33 protein-coding genes are annotated in these 20,530 nt (G+C 41.8%); 13 read left to right on the forward strand and 20 right to left on the reverse strand.

Translation table 11 applies throughout. The features are described 5' to 3' along the window. Nucleotides 1–206: 206 nt before the first annotated feature. The 19 genes from G561_RS0102545 to G561_RS14920 all read right to left on the reverse strand — a co-directional run bounded on the left by G561_RS0102545 (nucleotide 207) and on the right by G561_RS14920 (nucleotide 11,027). Nucleotides 207–482: a hypothetical protein gene (locus G561_RS0102545; RefSeq protein WP_028858162.1), complete on the reverse strand. Its 276-nt coding sequence runs from the start codon at nucleotides 480–482 to the stop codon at nucleotides 207–209. A 1-nt stretch (nucleotide 483) separates the two neighbouring features. Continuing rightward, entirely contained in the window at nucleotides 484–1,626 is a 1,143-nt protein-coding gene (locus G561_RS0102550; RefSeq protein ID WP_028858163.1) for a site-specific integrase, read from the reverse strand. 168 nt (nucleotides 1,627–1,794) lie between these two features. Next, nucleotides 1,795–2,145 carry a hypothetical protein gene (locus tag G561_RS0102555; RefSeq protein ID WP_028858164.1) on the reverse strand — a complete coding sequence of 117 codons (351 nt, stop codon included), beginning with the start codon at nucleotides 2,143–2,145 and terminating at the stop codon, nucleotides 1,795–1,797. Continuing rightward, nucleotides 2,142–2,501 (reverse strand): hypothetical protein, encoded by a 360-nt coding sequence (locus G561_RS0102560; RefSeq protein ID WP_028858165.1) that lies wholly within the window; start codon nucleotides 2,499–2,501, stop codon nucleotides 2,142–2,144. Before G561_RS0102560 ends, G561_RS0102555 begins: the two co-directional genes overlap by 4 nt. Nucleotides 2,502–2,503: 2 nt before the next feature. Continuing rightward, a complete protein-coding gene (locus G561_RS0102565) occupies nucleotides 2,504–2,731 on the reverse strand; it encodes a hypothetical protein (RefSeq protein WP_028858166.1) in 228 nt (75 codons plus the stop codon). A gap of 1 nt (nucleotide 2,732) precedes the next feature. Further along, complete coding sequence (locus G561_RS0102570) at nucleotides 2,733–3,059, reverse strand: hypothetical protein (RefSeq protein WP_028858167.1); 327 nt, start codon at nucleotides 3,057–3,059, stop codon at nucleotides 2,733–2,735. Next, the gene (locus tag G561_RS0102575; RefSeq protein ID WP_028858168.1) at nucleotides 3,060–3,881 is read right to left on the reverse strand and encodes a hypothetical protein; all 822 of its coding nucleotides are present in this window, start codon (nucleotides 3,879–3,881) and stop codon (nucleotides 3,060–3,062) included. A 60-nt stretch (nucleotides 3,882–3,941) separates the two neighbouring features. Next, complete coding sequence (locus tag G561_RS14915) at nucleotides 3,942–4,910, reverse strand: hypothetical protein (RefSeq protein ID WP_051584325.1); 969 nt, start codon at nucleotides 4,908–4,910, stop codon at nucleotides 3,942–3,944. Nucleotides 4,911–4,932: 22 nt separating this feature from the next. Continuing rightward, complete coding sequence (locus tag G561_RS0102585) at nucleotides 4,933–5,949, reverse strand: YqaJ viral recombinase family nuclease (protein WP_051584326.1); 1,017 nt, start codon at nucleotides 5,947–5,949, stop codon at nucleotides 4,933–4,935. Next, nucleotides 5,942–6,103: a hypothetical protein gene (locus G561_RS15295; protein WP_155954109.1), complete on the reverse strand. Its 162-nt coding sequence runs from the start codon at nucleotides 6,101–6,103 to the stop codon at nucleotides 5,942–5,944. Before G561_RS15295 ends, G561_RS0102585 begins: the two co-directional genes overlap by 8 nt. Continuing rightward, a complete protein-coding gene (locus G561_RS15300; RefSeq protein ID WP_155954110.1) occupies nucleotides 6,100–6,261 on the reverse strand; it encodes a hypothetical protein in 162 nt (53 codons plus the stop codon). The genes G561_RS15295 and G561_RS15300 overlap by 4 nt, the downstream gene beginning before the upstream one ends. Before the next feature lie 10 nt (nucleotides 6,262–6,271). Then, complete coding sequence (locus G561_RS0102600; protein WP_028858170.1) at nucleotides 6,272–6,607, reverse strand: hypothetical protein; 336 nt, start codon at nucleotides 6,605–6,607, stop codon at nucleotides 6,272–6,274. Between the two features lie 96 nt (nucleotides 6,608–6,703). Then, complete coding sequence (locus tag G561_RS15650) at nucleotides 6,704–6,838, reverse strand: hypothetical protein (protein WP_255210303.1); 135 nt, start codon at nucleotides 6,836–6,838, stop codon at nucleotides 6,704–6,706. 297 nt (nucleotides 6,839–7,135) lie between these two features. Then, nucleotides 7,136–7,738: a hypothetical protein gene (locus G561_RS0102610; protein WP_028858171.1), complete on the reverse strand. Its 603-nt coding sequence runs from the start codon at nucleotides 7,736–7,738 to the stop codon at nucleotides 7,136–7,138. A 26-nt stretch (nucleotides 7,739–7,764) separates the two neighbouring features. Beyond that, entirely contained in the window at nucleotides 7,765–8,769 is a 1,005-nt protein-coding gene (locus tag G561_RS0102615; protein ID WP_028858172.1) for a ZinT/AdcA family metal-binding protein, read from the reverse strand. 122 nt (nucleotides 8,770–8,891) lie between these two features. Then, a complete protein-coding gene (locus G561_RS0102620) occupies nucleotides 8,892–9,281 on the reverse strand; it encodes a hypothetical protein (protein ID WP_028858173.1) in 390 nt (129 codons plus the stop codon). A gap of 39 nt (nucleotides 9,282–9,320) precedes the next feature. Continuing rightward, on the reverse strand, nucleotides 9,321–10,001 hold the full coding sequence (locus G561_RS0102625) for a hypothetical protein (RefSeq protein WP_028858174.1): 681 nt from the start codon (nucleotides 9,999–10,001) through the stop codon (nucleotides 9,321–9,323). A gap of 31 nt (nucleotides 10,002–10,032) precedes the next feature. Further along, a complete protein-coding gene (locus G561_RS0102630) occupies nucleotides 10,033–10,338 on the reverse strand; it encodes a hypothetical protein (RefSeq protein WP_028858175.1) in 306 nt (101 codons plus the stop codon). A 5-nt stretch (nucleotides 10,339–10,343) separates the two neighbouring features. Further along, on the reverse strand, nucleotides 10,344–11,027 hold the full coding sequence (locus G561_RS14920) for a LexA family transcriptional regulator (protein ID WP_208854606.1): 684 nt from the start codon (nucleotides 11,025–11,027) through the stop codon (nucleotides 10,344–10,346). 138 nt (nucleotides 11,028–11,165) lie between these two features. On the opposite strand from G561_RS14920, the gene G561_RS0102640 reads away from it, so the two are divergent. The 9 genes from G561_RS0102640 (at nucleotide 11,166) to G561_RS0102680 (ending at nucleotide 14,942) form a co-directional block, all read left to right on the forward strand. Then, a complete protein-coding gene (locus G561_RS0102640; RefSeq protein WP_037031523.1) occupies nucleotides 11,166–11,354 on the forward strand; it encodes a hypothetical protein in 189 nt (62 codons plus the stop codon). A 2-nt stretch (nucleotides 11,355–11,356) separates the two neighbouring features. After that, nucleotides 11,357–11,701 (forward strand): CII family transcriptional regulator, encoded by a 345-nt coding sequence (locus G561_RS13825; RefSeq protein WP_051584328.1) that lies wholly within the window; start codon nucleotides 11,357–11,359, stop codon nucleotides 11,699–11,701. Then, complete coding sequence (locus G561_RS0102650) at nucleotides 11,701–12,150, forward strand: hypothetical protein (RefSeq protein WP_028858177.1); 450 nt, start codon at nucleotides 11,701–11,703, stop codon at nucleotides 12,148–12,150. Before G561_RS13825 ends, G561_RS0102650 begins: the two co-directional genes overlap by 1 nt. A gap of 65 nt (nucleotides 12,151–12,215) precedes the next feature. Further along, nucleotides 12,216–13,100, forward strand: coding sequence for a replication protein (locus tag G561_RS14925; protein ID WP_051584329.1), 885 nt, complete (start codon nucleotides 12,216–12,218; stop codon nucleotides 13,098–13,100). Between the two features lie 37 nt (nucleotides 13,101–13,137). Beyond that, nucleotides 13,138–13,665 (forward strand): hypothetical protein, encoded by a 528-nt coding sequence (locus G561_RS0102660; protein ID WP_227674056.1) that lies wholly within the window; start codon nucleotides 13,138–13,140, stop codon nucleotides 13,663–13,665. Continuing rightward, nucleotides 13,662–13,814, forward strand: coding sequence for a hypothetical protein (locus G561_RS15305; protein ID WP_155954111.1), 153 nt, complete (start codon nucleotides 13,662–13,664; stop codon nucleotides 13,812–13,814). Before G561_RS0102660 ends, G561_RS15305 begins: the two co-directional genes overlap by 4 nt. A 116-nt stretch (nucleotides 13,815–13,930) precedes the next feature. Further along, a complete protein-coding gene (locus tag G561_RS0102670; protein WP_028858179.1) occupies nucleotides 13,931–14,275 on the forward strand; it encodes a DUF1064 domain-containing protein in 345 nt (114 codons plus the stop codon). A gap of 2 nt (nucleotides 14,276–14,277) precedes the next feature. Further along, nucleotides 14,278–14,514: a hypothetical protein gene (locus tag G561_RS0102675; RefSeq protein ID WP_028858180.1), complete on the forward strand. Its 237-nt coding sequence runs from the start codon at nucleotides 14,278–14,280 to the stop codon at nucleotides 14,512–14,514. Nucleotides 14,515–14,552: 38 nt separating this feature from the next. Then, nucleotides 14,553–14,942 (forward strand): antiterminator Q family protein, encoded by a 390-nt coding sequence (locus G561_RS0102680; RefSeq protein ID WP_028858181.1) that lies wholly within the window; start codon nucleotides 14,553–14,555, stop codon nucleotides 14,940–14,942. Between the two features lie 194 nt (nucleotides 14,943–15,136). Here G561_RS0102680 and G561_RS14930 read toward each other — a convergent pair whose 3' ends face one another. Then, nucleotides 15,137–15,523: a DUF6173 family protein gene (locus tag G561_RS14930; RefSeq protein WP_155954112.1), complete on the reverse strand. Its 387-nt coding sequence runs from the start codon at nucleotides 15,521–15,523 to the stop codon at nucleotides 15,137–15,139. Nucleotides 15,524–15,612: 89 nt separating this feature from the next. Between G561_RS14930 and G561_RS13840 the strand changes: the two genes are divergently transcribed. Genes G561_RS13840 through G561_RS0102705 form a run of 4 tightly spaced genes read left to right on the forward strand, consistent with a single transcriptional unit; the run spans nucleotide 15,613 to nucleotide 20,515 of the window. Next, a complete protein-coding gene (locus G561_RS13840; RefSeq protein ID WP_051584331.1) occupies nucleotides 15,613–16,005 on the forward strand; it encodes a terminase small subunit in 393 nt (130 codons plus the stop codon). Then, a complete protein-coding gene (locus tag G561_RS13845; protein WP_081794346.1) occupies nucleotides 15,998–17,281 on the forward strand; it encodes a PBSX family phage terminase large subunit in 1,284 nt (427 codons plus the stop codon). The genes G561_RS13840 and G561_RS13845 overlap by 8 nt, the downstream gene beginning before the upstream one ends. Before the next feature lie 11 nt (nucleotides 17,282–17,292). Then, nucleotides 17,293–19,674, forward strand: a complete 2,382-nt coding sequence (locus tag G561_RS0102700; RefSeq protein WP_028858182.1) for a portal protein — start codon at nucleotides 17,293–17,295, stop codon at nucleotides 19,672–19,674. Further along, nucleotides 19,664–20,515 carry a hypothetical protein gene (locus tag G561_RS0102705; RefSeq protein ID WP_028858183.1) on the forward strand — a complete coding sequence of 284 codons (852 nt, stop codon included), beginning with the start codon at nucleotides 19,664–19,666 and terminating at the stop codon, nucleotides 20,513–20,515. The genes G561_RS0102700 and G561_RS0102705 overlap by 11 nt, the downstream gene beginning before the upstream one ends. Nucleotides 20,516–20,530: the final 15 nt, after the last annotated feature.

The raw sequence follows: 20,530 nt of genomic DNA on the forward strand, positions 1-20,530 counted from the left end.
AATCACGTCAAAATCTTGTCATAAAAAAAGCCCCTCTGGTGAGGGGCTTGATTTTATTACTAATATTTGGTGGAGATGGCGGGAGTTGAACCCGCTACGAGCTTATACAGTCTGACGCAATCCGACAAGAAGCCTTGAAACATAAGGCTTTTGATTTTTGGTTGTCAGATTACATCGGACTGTTTGACGTGATAGCACGTCAAAAATCACGTCAAAGAATTATCTACCTTAAGTTTTGATGTCTTAATTTGATAAGGTTCGTTTGCTGTAAAATCGATTTCAATAGGGTGACCAAAGATATTTGCTTGATGCGCATTATTACTGAGCGTCGCATGATGCAAATTTGCATTTGACTTGTATTCATCGAACGCTTTTAAGAAAAATGGAGAAACTATTATTTTGTCTATTCGATAAATATTAGTGTCAATATAAAGTAACGCTCGACGCAGGTTATTTATATGTCGTTCATGATCGGTTAGCATATTAATCCGTCCTAAGCTTACTCATCTCAATTTTATTCTTATCACCATGAATCCAGCGGCCGTATCTTTTCATAAGCATCTGAATACTGTGGCCTAGTTGATTAGCAACAAATACTGGATTCACTCCGTCCATCAACAGCATAGTAGCATAGGTGTGCCTGGCGTTATATGCTGGACGCTTTCTAATGCGACACGCTTCCATAGCTCTAGTGATTCTTAGTCGTGGCGGTTTTTCATTAAAAAATGGCTGGCTAGTCTCAGGGCATATCATCACATAATCATTATCAAGCTTTAGTGCTTGTAGTGCTTCAAACGCTACCTTGCTTCTGTCATTCAGATATACTTCGCGTACTGTATGAGTTTTAGTGACGCTTTTCTCAACACCGCGCACCCTCGTTTTATTGATGATAATAGACCCATTAAACCAGTCTATATCTGACCATCTCAGAGCAAGCAATTCACTGGGTCGGCACCCCGTCCAAAACGCCACCTCAAAATACCAATAATAAAAATGCTCATCACCATCAAGATTCTTATCAAGCCAGGTCAGTAGCGCATTCATCTCATCTCTGTTGAATGGATCCGGCAACCCCGTCTGCACTTTCTTGTTATTGATATCAGACATAGGGTTATAGCTTTGGTCAATCAACTTCATTTCAACCGCTTTATCAAAAACTCCGCGAAGTGGTACCAAGCAATTATTTAAGGTCTTATCAGTTTTAAAACCCCTGTCGGCAATAGCATCTTTAATCTGGTCACTGGTGATTTCATCAATACGAGATAAGGCAAAGTAGGGCATCCAGTGCTTATTGAGAGCTGATAAGTAATCTTTCTTAGAGTCAGTATTGGCTTCGCAGTGCTTAAGATACTTTTGTGCGACTTCTTGAAAAAGAACGCCGCTAGTAACTATCGATTCAGCTTGATAACCCTTGGCGGCATTGATGTCGGCATCGGTTAAGATGCCCCATTCGGCTTTTGTTGCTAATTCAGCTCTAATTTTAGAGGCTGCAGCGATACCTTCCGCAGTCGGCGGGTGTGGGAGCGTGATGTTGTACCGCTGTTTGCGTCGCTCAAAGTAGATTTGGATGCTGCCGGTGCGGATTCGCACTCCTGTAGGCAGTTTTTTGCTTGTTGATTTAGCCATTTGTTAAATCCAGTTACTGAGTAATAGATTCGATTGTCAACTTTAACCCAGACTTCACCTTGCTTCCAACTATCTTTTCGTAAATCATAAAACCGACTTCTGGGTATGCCGGTCAGCTCTTCGAACTTTGGGGCGCTCACCCAGTCAATCTCGACTACAGCGACATGATCATCTGACATCTTTAAACCCTCCGTTTATTTCATCAATTGAGTAAACCCACGGTGCCATGTTGTCCTCATAGTGTTCGTTAACAAATTCTTTGGCGCTATCAATACAAGTAAATCCACCGCAATGGTCAGTATGGTTATCTGATAGGCGGGTTTTTTTAACTAAATACTTACCATTAACGTCATCCAATATCACATATAAGTGAGTAGGGCCTTTAGCAACAATGCGAGTATCATCAAAAGGATGTGCATTCTGATAATGCCATTGTAGAGGCCTGACTGGCAGTTGATCTCGCTGGCGTCTACTGAGCACACCAGCTGTTTGAATCATCGACTCTCTAACTAAATTCATGCTAATACTCCAAACATATCTAATTGATCATCTGCCTTTGCAGGTTTAGCGCTTCGCTTAGCTGGCGCTAAATCCCTGCAGAAATTCTCTCTGCAATACTCAAACACGTCAGCAACCGTTGTACTGCTATCCATGATTTCAGCTATTTGTTTGCTACTTAGATGTAACACGCTCTCTAAAGCAATGCCATTTTTATATACACTCATAAAAGCAAAACGACTGCCAAGAAATAGCATCACCTTTTCATGTTCATACTTGCTAATAGTGCGTTTAAACCAAACAGCCTTTTCCCATTGCTGGCCAATATTTGAATAATGGCTTTTTTCTGATTCGCATTTGTATTTATTCACTTGCACATCTATCCTTTTTTCACAAAACTAAATCCTACACACATCGCAAACGCCTCATCTGTGTATTTGCTAATGCCAAGTTCATACAGAGCCAGTTTCGCTTTTCCGTAAGGGCCGCCTAATACATATAATCCCTTTTCATCTGCATGCACTTCGACTTTTTGCCCAACTTCAAAATCACTAAACATTGCGGCCTCACATTCGATTAAGTCGCCTGCTTTAATTTTGTTTTTCATATCAATCTTCCTTAAACAAAGCTAAGCTACTGTTAACAGCTCGGCTGGCTCGACTGACTAGCTCCTTTAGACGCTCTTCGTTGCCGGCCATACTCGCAAGCTCTTGTTCGAGCGCACAAACCCTAAACTCTAGCTCATCTATCTCATAAGATAGATCATGATTTTCATCTTGTAATTTTCTGAGTTGTCCGGACTCTTCAGGATTTAAGTTTCGCTCTAAGCGGCAGGCAAGGGCATATGCTAGTGAGTCATAACCTTCATCTAATGCGAGTGCTATCAATTCAAATTCAGATGCATTAGCGAATCGGCGGTTGGTTAATAGGTCCATTTATACCTCCTCAGTTTGAGGGCAATCATTTACCTTGGTGAGCTTTTTATACACTTCAGATTCGAGCACCCAACCAGCTTTTCTTCCGCGCTCATAGTTAACAGATACCACCTCATTTACTATGTGTGATTTCTTGAGAGCCAGTGCAACCATTCTTAAGGTAACAACTCTTGAGTGCCTAGCAGTGTATTCATCAACTCGCACAAGCTGGCCCTCTGATATTCTCTGTGCAATCTCTGCAATCGTTTGGTGATATATTTGATGGCTAGATAAGTTATTGGTTGGTTCTAGGCGTTTGCGAACAGCTTCAGCATTCTTTTTGGTCAAAAGCCTTTCATTTAGCGCACTCTCAGCAATCCAACCAAGGTTTCGCTTGGTTTCAGTTCTTAGAGTAACGATCTCAAAGCCTTTTGATCTTAAATCTGCGGCTATTCGCGATAGGATGCAACTCATTGTTGATGTGGCATAAACGCCTTTATAATCAGTTGCTTTAACTAATTCCCCATTAAAAAATCTACTTTTAACCTGGCTAATCAAGTTAGTGTAATGCTCGTCTGAAAAATCAATATCACGAGCCTTTTTCTTTGGAAGATTACCAGCCTCCTTAACGATTGCCTCATGCACATCACGTGCCCGTTTTTTGTTTTTAATTTGCCTCTTTTGAATTTCCTTGGTGTTTACATTATTAAAATAAGAATCATCTTTCACTAAATTATCAGGGAGCGATTCGACTCTCCCATTCTCTTTTAGCCATTCTTCGACCACATCCACTGGTGTACCTTGATTGGCTTTAACAGCTGATAAATTTGTTTGTATTAGCATTATTTTCTCCAACCCTAGATGATAGGTAGCATCAGCAAAGCCAATGCTATCGTTAGTCTTTTAACCCTCAGCACCAATTTCTTCAGCGATCATGTCTAGCGTGTCGCTAAGTAGATGTAAATCAGGCTGTGCCAAGTCACCAGACTTGTCCAAGATCACACCGCGCATACGCTCAATATCGTCTAATGACTGGCATGATTTGATGTTATTCATAAGATTGGCGTACTCAAGCTCCAGCTTTTTATCTTTCCAAGTTTTACGTAGAGCTGCCAAGTCATCATTTTTGATGTTGATATCTGCATTTTCAGACATGGCTTTAATTTCTTTGCCGATACCATTAATTTGCTCTAAGTTTTCAGCTTGGGCAATGAAGTTAATTAATTGAGTGGTATCAAAATACTCAATAGCCGGCGCTTCAACTGTTGCCGCCTTTGCTTTGACACGCTCGAGTAGGGCAGAGGCACCGGCGTTTTTGGTCTTAACCGGCTTGGCTGGAGTAACGTCAATCGCACGGTCTTTCTCTTCTTCAGTGATGCCAAAGCCACTTAGCACGTCAGCGAACTTATCACGTAGAGCGTAAGCACGTGCGCGGTTTTTCATCATGCGCTTGGGGTATTGAGTCCAGGGACCCTGTTTACCAGCCAACCCTGCTTTTTTAGCGTCTTGCATACTAAAAGTTACGCTGTGTGGCTCTTGACCAATACGCTTAACAGTGACCGTTGCATATTCATCTGTAACTTCTTCAGTGATATCTTCAAGCATCCCTGAGCTTTGGCAGATAGCTACAACTGCGTCACCCCAGATGGTAGGACGGCCATTAACTACAGCGATATTTTGCAGTGATTGCAGGGGCTTTAAGCCAATCTCGCTACCCATTTGCATGGCGATTAAAATATCAGCCGGTTTACCTTTGAAGTTCTTGGGCACCATTTCAGATGCTGCTAGCATTTCGCTAAACTGCCAGGCTTCTTGATAGTTTTGAGGATTGATAAAACCAGATGATTGAGTTTGTTGAGGTAAGTTATTCATTGTTTTATTCCTTATTTAATGATTATTTGATTCGCATCACACGGCTGGCTGACTGTTTGACGTACTTGGCAGCAAGTTCAGGCATATCTTTTTTAAAGCTATTGCTATCAAATCGGTTGCTGACCTGAGCCTTATAGGTCACTGCAATATCACCATCGATTGCCAGTGCTTCATTGTCACCAATCGTGCAAATAAGCTTGGTTTGAGCAGCTTCAATCTGCTTTTTAAGTAGCTTTTCAGCTTCTTTAAGCTCAACGTATTCGTTAAAGACTTCGACCGCTTCGTCCTCTATTGATACATCAAGTACCGCATCTGGCGTATGCTTTGGATATTTGTCTTTGGCGTTCTGTAGAGTAGTCGCTTCAGGTGCCACCCCAGCCAAAACATTGTTAACCCAAAAGTCTTCGGCCACTTCAAACAACACATCGATTAATTCTTGATTGCGCTCGATGCGATACTGACGGTACTTGTTACCACCGATTAACACAGCCATGTAGCAAACTTGGGTATCAGTCACGCCCATATACCACTGAGCCTGGCACATGTATTGGTCAGGGACTTGATCCGACTCTTCATCACCCCAGTCTTTAGCGACGTACTCAGATGCAGTCTTAATCTCTAAGATAGTATCGGTAGTAAGCTTGCCATCTTTAAATCTAACGTTGCCGCTAATCTCTGGATTGATAACAGCGCGGTCAATGTTGGCCACTGCAAATTTATGGACAGGATGACGCATCATGAAGTTAACGTTTTGGGTTTTAAGGTCGTTGCGCTTGGCAAACTCAGTAGCGACTACTGGTTCTAAGGTGGTGCCCCAGTAAGCAGGTTCGCCGGCGGTATCTTCAACTGGCTGCGTTTTACTGATATAAACATCGTAAGCGGTAGCGTAGGGGTTAACACCCATAATTGCGCTGATATCACTGCCACCAATACCGGTTTGACGAGCCGTTAACCATTCTTCACGGCTCATGTTTTTGGTGCTAAGCGCAAGGTTTGATGCGTACTTTTTAAAGCTTTCTAAGATTGCTAAATTACTCATAATCTCTTGCCTCCATTAAGGACATTTCATAATCGTAGTTATCAATGTACTGCTGCTGATTACTTTGTTCTTTGTCTAGCGCAAGCAGCGCTACATGGGTTGAGCAGCCACCTACAATGGCTGCTAATAGGGCTGCAGCTAATGCCTTCATCATGCGCCCACCTCGCTAACTTCAACGACTTCCTGAAAATCTACCCAGCGCTTTAAGCTATGAATGATGTGACCGCGTGCTTGCATGACCGTTTCACCATAGACGTATTCAGTAATGTACGTCCCTTCGTCGATGTAGCTGACTCGATATAGCTTTTCCACTACCATCCCCTTAACCGTATAAAAAATCAGAATTTGTGAAACCAAGTGAGCTCATACTGTCACGCTCTTCATAAGGCTCTTCACCCCATAGCATTGGCTCGATTTGGTCACGCATGATGTTGAAAATCTCGTCAGTGATTTCGAACTGCATTGGCTCTTCACCGTCTTTTAACGCTTCGATAACTTCTAGGCCTTTTACATTGCCGTGTTCGTCTGAGACAAAGGCCACCTTGATGAGGTCCAAGCCTTGCTCAAAGAAGAAGAAACCAGTCTTCTTGCGATAACCTTCGTTAATTTCGTAGTCATAGCCCGTGTCTAACTTGAGTTTTTCTAAAATTGCTGTCATAATATTTTTACTCCTTTGAGTAAGCCCCTTTGATTTCCAGTCGAGAGGGGCTTTTTAATGTCTAAAAAATGTCTAACTAGATCGTTGAATGTCTAGCTATCCAATGATGTTGTTAACAAACTCAACACAGTTTGCAAAAGTATCTGAGTAAATCATTTCGTTTTGCTCAAGACACCAAACCTCGCCACGATGATTAACAACATAATTGCCTTTCTGATACGTTTTGCTCATGCCTATCTCCTTTGGTTAACACACAACAGCCGACTACTTGAATCGGCTGTAATTTGTTAGCCTTTAATCATGTTTTTAAATAGTCACTAGCATCATCGTCTGATTGCTTGTGTTTGTTGCCATGTGTTTATAATAAACAAAACGTTTAATTAGTGCAAGCGATATTTAAACAAAATGTTGATATTTTTTAAACATATTGAATTTTAAACACAAAAAAACCCGCACAAAGCGGGTCAGGTATAGGGTAGGCAGTAAAAAACCCGCTGGGAGGCGGGTTTTAAGGGTGTAACTTTACAGTTATTCGTCAACTAGAGCTTTATAACCAAGATAGTTAATGCCTACCAAAGTTAGAGTTACTATCTGAACAATAGCAGAGAAAACAAAGGTATTAAAAAGTAATAATATTATTGTAGGGGCGATACTATCACTAGTAATGTCGAAATAAAAATATATGTAATCTGCTGAGAATACAAACCTAATGATAGTCAGTAGAAGTGTGAGCAACAGGGTAAATGCAGCCAAATAAGCGAAAAGCATGGTTAGAAATACTCTACGAGTAAGTAACTGCTTATAAGGCTCACTTCTATTTCTCTCTTTCTTCCAAATAAAAGGAGGATTTTCATGATTAATGTAATTATCTATAGCGTCTCGGTTAATAGCTGAAACCGCAGAAAGAGAAGCAATGAAAAATCCAGGTAGTATAGCTAATAAAGTAAAGAGATCATTAAACTTATCACTGAATAAGAAGTTATCGCCATAACTATTGGTTGCTAATAGGGTACAGAAAATTCCTGCAAAGGACCCTATAACTAGAGGCATATAATACAATGCTTTATGTTGTGCGTTCTTTGGGTATTTGATTTTTAGAAAGTCAAATACTTTTAAGGCCTGATTAAGCATATGACCTCCTGTATTCAGCAAGCAAGTTAAAAGTTCTCAATCATTTTAGCGTAAAATTGAGCAATAGGTGTAGGGTGTTCTTTCTTTATTTTCTCATGAGTATCAGGCTCTCTATCCACCCAATTCAGGTAAGCCTTTTTTGAAAAACCTGTAATAATATCGTTATAAAATTCGTGCTGTACCTCTGAAGATGACTGTGGGTCTTTAATAAGAAGATAGGTCGCTGGATTCTCAAAATTATTAGCTTTTTCTTTACCTACTCGTTTGATCCAAGCAAAAATATCATCTTTTTTGGCTCTTTGAAAAAAGCTATCGTTTTTAGAAACCTTAATAGTTAATCTTAAGTCTTCTTCAGTTAAATGATTTGCCACATCGAACTTATCCTGATCAGCAGTACGTTCCCTAAAAACCAAGCCTCTTAAATAACCATTATTGATAGCTGAAATAATATTATCATCAGTAACATGACTTACTTCAACATATGGTGTCGTAGCTATCTCTTTCTGTGTCATTGGGTCCTTATCTTTCCAAAACCCTTCATCGCTTTTAATTAACTTTATAAGTTGAGTGATGAGTCTAATAATATAGTTTTTAGTAAACCCATTAATAACCTGTATGGAAACGTTAGCTTGAGATGGATCGATTTGATCAGGCTTAAACACAAGATGAAGCAATGTTCTCTGCCCATACTCGTTTGGTATCTCTTGAGTCAACACACTATCAGATATGTTTGCTAACAACCTAGGATCAACTTCCGTATCATTGAAAGTACATAGCATTTTATAGATATTGTTTTTCTTATCATGATCAATTTTGACCCATCTTATCCACTTTTTACCTTCTTTGTATTGCAGGATGTGTTTGCCATGGTCTTTAAATTCATTAGTATTGGACTGTTGATATTTTTCTAGCCATTGGCAAAAGTCATCAACTGTAATATTTCCAAAGAATTGCTGCCCCTGCTCTGATGCTCTTGCTCTTTTCTTGTCAATTCTAAGATTATAATAATTAAACTTAATATCTACTGCCATTTTCAGGTCTCCATTATCTCAAATAAAAGGGCTGTTATATAGTATTAAAGGTTTCAACACGTCAACTAATGACGTTAATTTTTTATATTAAAGAGTTGTTATCTGCTATTAACAATCCCCTTCTATTCACAACATGCCCTCAACCCAACCTCTACAGCCTCACTCAAGTCAGCACCTTTCTTAATACTATAAGGCACATTCGGCTTCATACCATCACGCTTCAGAGCATCGGCAGCGGCTTTATTAAGCGGTGTACCGATAGATGAGTCTTTACTGTAGCCCGCAGGCTCAAAGTACACCTCAATACCGGTAGGGTAATAAACACAAGATATCTCGCCTGATGTCGTAAACGGGTATGGCGTATCATGATCAGCACCCCAAAATACCTCGTGCACCACAGTATGGCCGGAAACAAACTTACTAGCGTAACTTCTATCTTGGGAAGGAGTACAGGCAGTTACGGAGAACAGTACAACGGCGCTAATTAACCACCTGGACAAATTGATTAGCATGGTACGCCGTCCTTATCCTTATTCAGTTTGATGCAGTAATTACACTTTTAGGAGTATGAAAAAAAGTAGTAGCGCGATAACTATAAGTATATTTTTGTTGGCAGCTTGATCCTTAGATGGAAGCGTATCATTCAGGGGTGGTTGATTAACAACAACTGGTTTATGCCTTACAGACTCTTCCGTAATGTTTTTTGATGACTTCATTACCAATGTGGGCATAACTCTCTCGCACTTACTGTCAATCTCAATTCCAGATTTTATAATTTCAAAATCTTTGCAAGATTCGTCTATTTTTACATGCTCAAATCCTAACTCTCTTGTTTTTGAGAGCCCCCAAAACGTTTTCTCCGCCTCCTCTTCAGTTAAAAGAACATCCATTCTTATTGACACTCTTAGGGAGTCGTCGCTTATGAGACTTAATATATAGTTAAAATAACTAGAGTTTACATAAGTAATGACATGTAACTCACTGTCATGTATCAACAATAATTCACGCTGTGCTAATCGACTTTCATCTTCAGTAGCATGAATTGATATCTCCAAATAATTTGCAGGACGTTTTTCTGAAGATACGTCATCTGTTATAAAGTCATAGCCAAGTAAGTCCTTTATATAGCCAGAAATAAGTATTCTTCCCGATTGAGGGTTATCAGCATCGCCGCCGATTACAGCAAGCCTCTCAATCTCCGCTTCTTCTAGTTTTAAATGGAATGTAGTCATTTTTTTACCAACTTCCTTTTATAGGCTTTAGTTATCTTCCTAACCTACCTTCAAATTCTTCATCGTCGATGATCACTTTGTAACTATCATATTGGGCATGCTTTAAAATATAGACTTCAGGGTTATAGCTGTAGTGATAGCTATACTCTGAGCACTGAAACTTCAAACCATTATTAAATGCAATTACTCGATCGTATTCACAGCCTTCAAAGTCGTAGCCCTTTACGGTGGTTTCATCTATAACTGCATAACCATCCTTAGCCAAGTCTTCTAAGTCTGAAGCTAAGGCGCCAAAAGAGATGAAGCAACATCCTAAAACAGCCATTAATTTATTCATGATTTTTATCCTGCTCTATATTCTTGTCGGCCTACTATAATTAAGCTTTGATGATTCTCAGCTGTTACGATTTTATCTGGATAAGCAGGATTGAAACTGCGTAGCCTGAGGGCTCCGCCAGCTTCCCTGAAAATCTGTTTAAACATACGATCCCCATCTAGCAAGATGGCATAAATCTGACCGTCCCTAATCTCCCTATCGTTGATAACAATACCCACCTCATCGCCATGATTAATATAAGGCGACATACTGTCATTCACCGCACAAACCATTTTGAAGTTCTCTGGCTTAATATTGCGTTTGGTAAAAAAGTCTTCAGGTAATGAGTGATAGTCTTTAACTTCTTCAAATTCAAAGTGAGTATCATTGCCATCACCACAGCAAAAATAAATTTCGTACACAGGTACGCGAATACTTCCATCATTACTATGCGAGATTGAGACTGAACCTTTTTGTAAGACATTACTCAGTCCTTCGTTTATAGCTGCTTCCAAGTGAGGGCTTCCTGCGCCAGTAAGAAGCCAGTCCATACTAAGTCCAAATCTCTTAGAGATGTCCATTGCGCCTTTTTTTGATAATCCTCGTTTGGACCAATTTGTAACATTTTGAGGAGATGCATTGATGGCCGCCGCAAGCTCAGAAGGCGCCATTTTAGTCTGCTCCAACACTCTTTTCATTGAATCGTGCATATTTTTATCACTCATGTTAAACGCCTTGTTTAAGTTTCTATATTTAATCAAATAACCATAGCTATTTGTTAAACATAAAATTGACTTAAATAAACAAATTGTTTATTATTATCTAAACAAAATGATGAAGAGGTGGTTATGACCGATAAAGAGTTAATCAACGCATTAGGTGGAGTGTTAGTTCTCTCTAACTATCTGAATATGGATTACCAGAGAGTCTTTAACTGGACTCATCGTGGCATTCCTTCTCAGATAAAGATTGATTACCCCGAGCTGTTTCTAACTAAGAATCCGCCAAACCTTAAACCACAAACAGAGGAGGCTTAACTATGTGCCACACCCCGATATATGCATTATCAGATGAATTGCGTGAAACCGCACGAGAGAACCATCGCATTTTATTGCAGCGACTTGCAGATGTTGGTCAAAAAACAGTTGCTGAAATTGTTGGTGTTACTGAAAGCAAGATGAGTCGTTTGAAGGACACGACAGACGGCAAGGGTGACCTTGAACTATTTGCTTCAATTGCTGCCGTGCTCGGTATAAAGCTGACAGATAGAGATGCCGTTTACTGTGACCGAGACATGGCCCAGGCAATGGCAACAATGCTACGCACGAGTGTAAATAGCCCTGATTTTATCGACATTATTTTTAGCGGTGGAGATAAGAAGTAATGGCTATGAAAATCACTCATCCGCTACAAGCTAAGGTTGATCAGATTATCGAAGATGAGCTAGGCACAGAATTGGCGGAAGGCGTGCAGATATCGCTGGCAAGTTTTGAGCATATTCGGAACAAAGAATACGTGCGCAGACGACTAGAGCAGAGGGGGTTTAAGTTGATGAGCGGTCATGCAGCTAGATACTCGTACAAGCTCCCAGATAATAAAAATGAGCTAGTCGAAGAGAGTGTCGAGCCAAGAAAATACTTAAAGCAAGATGTAATGAATCGTTTTGTTGAATGCGGTCAAGTTACAACAGCGGGTTTGAATTTAAGAGAAAGGAAGCGGCTTATCACCACTATTTCCTACCTAAGACGCACTGGGATGCTTATTAAAAGCGAGCGAGTCTGGCTGCCGAAAGTAGGGTTTTATGAAATAACCTACAAAATAAAAAACCTCTAACAACTGGGAATTGTTAGAGGCGTGTTAATTAACCATCAAAAAGTAACTAACAAGGATATTTAATCATGAATACGGTTTATAGGCAATCACCAATGAGAGAAACAGGCTATACGCAGATTGATAACAAGATTTTTGACGCACAGCCATTCTTGTCGCCCGCTGCATTTGGGGTTCTTCTACGCATGGTGAGAATGATAGACGGTTATGGAAATACCGATAAATCTCTATCGAATAGCTTTTTACAAGAAACCTGCAATATCAGCAAAAATACGGTTTCAAAAGTAGTAAATGAGCTGGTTGATTTTGGCTTTTTAACTGCCAAAAGACAGCAAAGAAAGACAACAATTTACAGTCTAAATTATGAAAATATCGCCAATTTCGACCCCAAAAAACTAGGTCAAAATTTAGCATCCCAAAATTTAGCATCCCAAAATTTGACCATTAGATTCCCAAAATTTGACCAAGATAGCTCCCAAAATTTGGGAAGTAATAAAGAAAAAGAAAGAAAAGTAATTAAAGAAAAGTATAAAGAAAAAAATAATAAAAAAGAAAAGCCAGTCGAGCCTGACAAATCCAAAAAAACAAATCAGTTTGTTAAGCCTAGTGTTAATCAGATTAAAAATTATTTTTCTGAACTAGGTCGTAGTGATTCACAAGCAATTGCTGAAAGGTTTTTTGATTACTACGAATCGAACGGCTGGAAGGTTGGTAGATCATCGATGAAAAACTGGCAAGCAACTTGTCGCAACTGGAATCGAAATAACAAGCAGACCGCAGCTAAGCAAAACACAGGAAATCAGAACACAGGACTTAATCATGCAAACAATCAACCAGCTAACAACCCAGCTAACGAACAGCCAAAGAAATCAAGCGCAGACATCTACGCAGAAAACCTTGCCAGAGACCTTGCACAGCAGTACCCAGACGAATTCGCAAACGTGCCTTTCTAAGCAGCAGATAGCCAGTTTGTTTGCAGGGTGGAAAAAGTTGTTTAGATCAAAAATTAAAGATGAGGACTGGGGCGTGGACACACTGACCGTTTGGTATATCGCATTAACCGACCTAGGCATGACACAAGACGAGTTTAACCAAGCTAAGCGTAAATCGTTAAGTCTTTCATGGCCACCAACAGCCCCAGCTGATTTTTTAGAGTTAGCGAGAGCTGGCAAGCGAAGCGAATACCTAGACACACAAACCGCATTTGAAACAGCCTGTAGATGCTCAGGAATGCGCGGAGACGTCGAAAGAGACTGGAGACACCCAACTGTACTAGAAACTGCAAATCGCATCGGGTGGGGAGTGTTAGCTCAAGCTACAAACGGATTCATCAAGTATTTTGAGCAGGTTTATTCAGGAGTTATCGCAGAACACCAGAGTGGTGCTGAATTTACCATACCAGAAGCTAGACGCATTGAGGCGCCAAAGAAAACCAAGCTCGATGACGATAGTCCAGTAGCTCAAGACTGGGAAAAACTAAAAGCAAGAATGTTGGGGAAGCGGAGAGAAACGGCATGAAAAAACACATCGGTACCGGCAAGGTAGTCAAGAAATCCGAATGGCTAGGGGCTAACAAGGTGAAAGTCACTTACTCAGACTTATCAAGCGAAGAGTTAACGCGCCAGGCTTATGAGCAGGTTATTAGAGAAGTTAGGCAGGACAACTAATCAAATAGGCAATTAAAAGAGCGTGAGTAGCTCAAATTTAATCAGAAACTCAAAATATGAGTAAGGGTAGCCAAAGGGATTTAAAAGCACGTTAGAACGTAAATAAGGGGGATTTGGTGAAGAAGTACAGAAATAAACCAAAGGTGCTAAACGGCATCAAGTTTGACAGCCAAAAAGAAGCCAAGCGATACCAAGAATTAAAGCTGCTTGAGAGGGCAGGGAAAATTAAAGACCTAGAAGTTCAGCCAAAGTTTAGCTTGGTCAAAGGGGTGAAGTTTGCCGGCGACAAAAGAGCCAAGCCGGACTTACGTTACTTTGCGGACTTTGCTTATACAGACATGGAAACGGGTGAGCGAGTGGTTGAAGATGTGAAGTCAGTAGCGACAAAAGAGAGCACGGTTTACAAGATGAAGCGGCACATGATGCTAGCAATACACGGGATTGAGGTTAGGGAGATTTAACGATGGACTATCCAATCAGAATCTTAAGCGACATACGCGGTCAAATCGTGGCAGTAGTGGATGTGAATGGCAATGAGTACACGGTGCAAATGAATTCAATTGGGGTACCGACAGCTGAGCGCAATAAGCTGATCAGGAGGCTGGCAAAGAAAAAGGCGGAGGCTGAAAGGGCGGCTAACATTCAATGGGACATGGCTTCGGGTAAAGATTATAGTGTTGAATCAAAGCGCTTGATTTGATGTTGCGAAGATAGACTTTAATTGACTTTCGAGGGTTTATGATTGATATTTTAGAAGAATGGGGAAAGTGGTCTAGGCATGATTGGGGTAGCTACTCATCGCCGCTTTATCACCTCATGAGAGCCCATAATCCCGATTTTAGAACTGGCGACGCTTACGCACCAGATATCACGGATGATGAAGCCATGAGAGTGTCTGCTATCGTGTGTGATTTGGCAAGGCACAACAAGGTTTTGGCTGAGGTGTTGAAGAGGCGTTATATCAACAATATGAGCCTAAGACAAATATCTCGCTACTATCTCACTCCATTGGAATATCCAGCTCAGGCATCGCTATCCTGGCATGATAAAAACAAGAAGAGAGTGCATCCGCAAGTGACAGCAAGATTATTGGAAGAGGCGGAGAAATATGTAAGGAGCAGGCTTTAAAAGTGACTTGACAGTTGTGACAGTAAGTAGTATAAATGTGCTAGATTGGCACGAAGTTATGAGATAGCGATTGATTTAATTATCAGTCGCTTTTTTTGTGCCTGAATGTTTGTCCTTGCCCACGCCTAAACAGCGTGGGTTTTTTATGCCTACTGAATATTAAACACTGCCCGAGCCTGCAAGTGGGTCAAAGACTAGCTGTTGATAAAGCCAATTTGACGACGCTCCTTATCAGGATTATGTTTTTCGCCAGCTTGAAGTAGAAAGTTTAATTGGTTGTGATGCTGGATTAACTGCATCGGCTTTCCAGAGTCGGTTGTTCCGTGAAATATGATTAGATCCGGATTATTAAACTCAATCGAATCGACATAGAAAACTACTTGGCTACCAAATGAAGCGGCCATAATCATTACTTCTTGGTCATGATTTGAAGCTGATTCGAATTGACGTACATGCCTTTCTATTGACTCGCGAATTGCCACTACGGGATTGTTTTTACGATAGGTTATTCCAGCTATTTTGTCTGTACTTTCTTGCAGTTTTTTTAAACGATTTAGGTCATAGTGAGAATGACCAGACATAACTTCTTTGAATAACTTATCAATATCCATAATTAATCCTTAGTTAAAGTGAAACTTAAATATACCATTTTTCTAACATGGAGGTGAGCATGTCAAACTCTAAAAAGCTCACTGATAAGCAAGCAAGATTTGTTGAAGAATACCTGATTGATACAAACGCTACCCAAGCAGCGATTAGAGCCGGTTATAGCGCAAAGACGGCAAAGCCAAAGGGTAATGAGCTTAAAAAGCATCCTGCCATTGCTGCAGCTATCGAAGCGGGCCTAGCAAGCTTATCAGAGCGCTGCCAAGTCACCCAAGATGACGTGATTAGAGGGTTATTAACTGAAGCTGAATGGATGGGTGAAGGCTCAAGCCATAGCGCACGTGTGCAAGCTTGGAGTCAGTTGGGTAAGCATTTGGGGATGTTTAAAGACAAGGTTGAACATACTGGGAAAGATGGCGAAGATCTATCATTGAATATCAAAGTAAGCTATGAGTGATGTTGTTGTTACATTCCCGAAGAAGTTTAAAGCCTTTGATAAGCCATGCCGTTATAAATTTGCCCGTGGTGGCCGTGGCAGTGGTAAGTCATGGTCAGTAGCCAAAAAGCTATTGCTCATTGGCACTCAAAAGCCAACACGCATTTTATGTACGCGTGAAGTACAGAAGTCAATTAAGCAGTCAGTTCACCAATTACTTAAAGACCAAATCAATGGCATGGGCTTGGATAGCTTTTATCAGGTACTTGAGACGGAGATACGAGGGTTAAACGGCACGCGCATTTACTTTAGCGGTCTGAGTGATATGACGGCCGATAGCATCAAGTCGTTTGAAGGTGTGGATATTTGCTGGATTGAAGAAGGTCAGGCAATTACTGATAAATCCCTAAAGATTTTAACGCCGACAATCAGGGCTGAGGGGTCAGAGATTTGGGTAACTTATAACCCGCAGCTAGACAGCGACCCTATTCATCAAATGGCTAACGCTGAGCGTGACGACACAATCACGATTGATGTTAACTGGTATGACAACCCTTGGTTCCCTGCTGTCTTAAACGATGAAAGACTACACGCTAAGGCAACCCTGCCAACTGCTGAATACGAGCATATTTGGGAAGGTAAGTGTATGCCAGCCGTCGAAGGTGCGATTTACTTTAACGAGATTGCAGATGCTGAAGCCAAAGGGCGCGTGACTCGCTTGCAGTATGACCCAATGCTAAAGGTTCACACTATTTGGGATTTAGGCTTCAATGACTCAATGTTTATAACCTTTGTGCAGCGCGTGGCATCTGAGATACGCATTATTCATGCAATTGAAGATAACCAACGCACCCTGGTTGATTATGTAGAGAGCGATATTAAACCACTTAACTACAACTGGGGCAGTGATTGGCTACCGCATGATGGTTTTGCTAAGCGCCACCAGTCGGGCAAGTCTGATGCTGAAGTCATGCTTGCTTTAGGTCGCAAGGTGATTGCTATTCCTAACATGGATATAGAGTCAGGGATTAGGCGTGGGCGCGAAGTATTCCCCAGAGTTTACTTCAACAAAGAGTCGCCTGGCGTTATGCGCCTTGTTGAGTGTTTAAAGCGATACCGTAGGCACGTAAGCAAGGCCACAGGTGAGCCAAGCCGTCCAGTGCATGATGAATATAGTCACGGAGCAGACAACTATCGCTATATAGCAATTGTGGCAGACAAGCTAACAAACGACGCAGACAGAAAACCAAATTTACCACCACCACCACCAAAACGACGTGGCGGATGGCAATCATAAGAGATTAAGCAATGACTAATAAAAAAGACGATAAAATTTTGCAGTCAATGCGAGATTTTAAAGAGCGTGCTGAGGGCTACTGGTACGAGACGTACCAAAAAGCACTAGAAGACATTGAGTTTTGCGTCAACAAAGAAGCCCAATGGGATGAAAGAGCGCGCAGACAGCGTGAAGAAGAAGGCCGTCCTTGCATCTCTATCAACAAGATTAAGCTATTTGTTAAGCAGCAAGTTAACGCTTTACGTGCTAACAAGATGACGCTTAATGCTATTCCAGTCGGCAATGATGATGTTGGCAAGGCTGAGATACAAGATGCCATGCTTGAGTACATCTTAAAAGCATCGCGCTCAGATACAGCGACTGACTGGGCTTATGAACGTGCAGTAATGGGTGGCTTTGGCTTTTGGCGTATCACTACTGAATACGCGTCAGAAGTCAGCTTTGACCAAGAGATACGTATTAAGCGCATCGAAAACCCTCAATCGACTTACCTATCACCAGAGATTAAATGCCCAGTTGGCTCAGATGCTACCGAAGCTTTGACTGGCGAATGGATGAGCAAATCAGAGTTTGAGCGTCAATTCCCAGGCTTTGAAGCGGTAAGTGCTGATGAAGATAATTCGACAGATTGGGAGACGTCAGACACTGTATTTGTTGCTGAGTATTATCGTGTTGAGTATGATAAAGACACGCTTTACTTATTCGACAACGGCGAAACCGCTTTAGAGTCTGACCTAAAATCAGTTGAGCTGGCACCCGATGCAGCGGCTGAACTTGAGGGACTTGAGAAAGCGGACTTGATCACGTTTGCCGCGTCAATGCAGTTTAATGAGCCGGTTACTATCGTTGATAAAAGACCGACTCAGAAAAAGCGCATCATGTGGTACAAATGCTCGCGTGATGCTGTACTTGAGCAAACTGAGATTAAGGCGGATTACATCCCAATTATCCTAGTCATTGGCGATGAGCAGTGGGTTGAGAACAAGCGTTATTGGATGTCGTTAATCAATGAGGCTAAAGACCCGCAGATATTTTATAACTATGCACGCACAGCCCAGCTTGAGCAGCTACAAAAAGCGGGTAACAGACCTTGGGTAGCAGATGGCCAATCTATTGAGGGCTATGAAGAGTATTGGGCGCAATCTAACAATCCTAATACGCATTATTTGCCGTACAACTCAGTTAACGAGATGGGGCATCAGTTAGCACCGCCTTTTATGCCAGCACCTTATCAGGGTTCGCCTGATTTGATGCGTGAAGCTATGACGGCCAGTGAGGAAATTAAAGCCACCACAGGTATTTTTGATGCGTCATTAGGTAACCAAGGCAATGAAACCAGTGGCCGTGCAATTATGGCTCGTCAGCGTCAAGGTGACCAAGCGAACTTTCACTTCTTGGACAACTTTAAACGCTCATACGAGCACGCAGGACGCGTTATTTTGTCAATGATACCGTATTACTATGATACACCTCGTGTGCTTCGTATAACGCAAGATGACACCGTGTATAAGACGCTTGTCATCAATATGCCTGCTGATTCTCCAGCGGTTCAAAAGTACCAAAAAGAGTTAGAGGATGCGCAAATTGGTATCAATGGCCTTTATAACGATGTGACGGTCGGTAAGTACGATATTCGCATTGCAGCCGGTGCAGACTACAACACGCAGCGAGAAGAAGCGCGTGAAGTGCTGATTGAGCTTGGGCGTGCTTATCCGCAGTTAATGCAAGTTGCTGGTGATTTAATCATGCGAGCGTTTGACTTCCCTGATGCTGATAAACTAGCTGACCGCTTGAAACTGCTATTGCCACCACAGTTGCAAGAAGGTGATGAAGGTCAAGAGCTGCCGCCAGAAGTGCAGCAACAAATGGCTCAGATTCAACAGCAAATGCAACAAATGCAACAAGCCCTGCAACAAGCGCAGGCTGAGCTGGCGGACAAAGACAAAGATAGACAGCTTGAGATGCTTAAAGCACAGCTTAAAGCTGAGTCTGATATTGAGGTTGCTAAGATTCGTGAATCAGGGCGTACAGACCAAGAAGAGATTAAGCAGTTTGGTAGCGTATTGCAGACAATTCTTGATAGAACGGCTGACCTACAGCAAGCCATGGCTGAAATGCAATACACGCCTATTGAATGGCAAGAAACCGACGATTACACACAAGACCCTGCCACTGAGCAGGGTTTTTTAATGCCTGAAGAACAGCCGATGCCTCAGGATATGCAAATGCAGCCAACCCCAGAGCAGATGCAAGGCATGGAAGATATGCAGGGCATGGAACAAGAGTTTAGTCCGCAACCCACCGACGTCACGGGTGGGGATGATGCGTTTAGTGACGTAGACCTCGCTGACCAAGCGTTAAATGGAAATGGAGAGATGAACAATGGCATTTGATACCACAGTAGTTGATGACGATTTGACGGTTGAGCCGTATGAAGAAGCCGAAGAGGTGGAAGCAACGTCAGAGGAGCCTGAGCAGGAAGAAGTGGAAACACAAGAGCCTGAGCAAGCAGAAGCTGACGAGGTGGAAGATGAAGCTCAAGATGAGCCAGACTCCAAGCCAAAAAAGGGTGCGGCAGCTCGAATTCAACAGCTTGTTGCTGAGAAAAAGGCGGCAGAAGCTGAGCTTGAGCGATTGCGTCAAGAAAAGAGCGAGCCGAAACAGTCGGTAAGCCCAGACGGCGCGCCACAACCTCCCGCAGTAGAAAGCTTTGACTTAGACACCGAGGAAGGTCTCGACCAGTATTTTAAGGCTCAGTCGGAGTATGAAGAGAAGCTAGAAGACTGGAAGTTTGACCAAAAGCTACAACAGCGTGAAGCGGCGAAACTGCAACAGCAGCGTGAGCAAGAGATCACAAATCAGTTTAAACAGCGGTTTGATGCCAATCCTAAGTTTAGACAAGATTTTGAGCAGCTAACGACACTGATGCAAGACAAGCCAATCAATGCTGACCCTTCGCAGTTATACCAAGGCGAAGAGCTGATGGATTTGCTGGAAGAAGTAGCAGCAAGTCCTGATTTGTACTACGAAATCGCATCACTACCTGAACAGGCTCAATACGCCAAGTTTGGTGAAATTCAGGCGAGCATTAAAGCACGCAAATCGCCTGGCAATAAAAACATTCGACAATCACGGGCACCACGTCCGCCAAACCACACTAAAAGTAACGCACCCATTGCACGCAGCGACTATGACAAATCAGATGATGATTTTCTAGCTGCGCGGGGTCTATAAAAAGGAAAGTAGAAC

It is taken from the genome of Psychrobacter phenylpyruvicus DSM 7000 = NBRC 102152 (assembly GCF_000685805.1).
Classification (GTDB): domain Bacteria; phylum Pseudomonadota; class Gammaproteobacteria; order Pseudomonadales; family Moraxellaceae; genus Psychrobacter; species Psychrobacter phenylpyruvicus.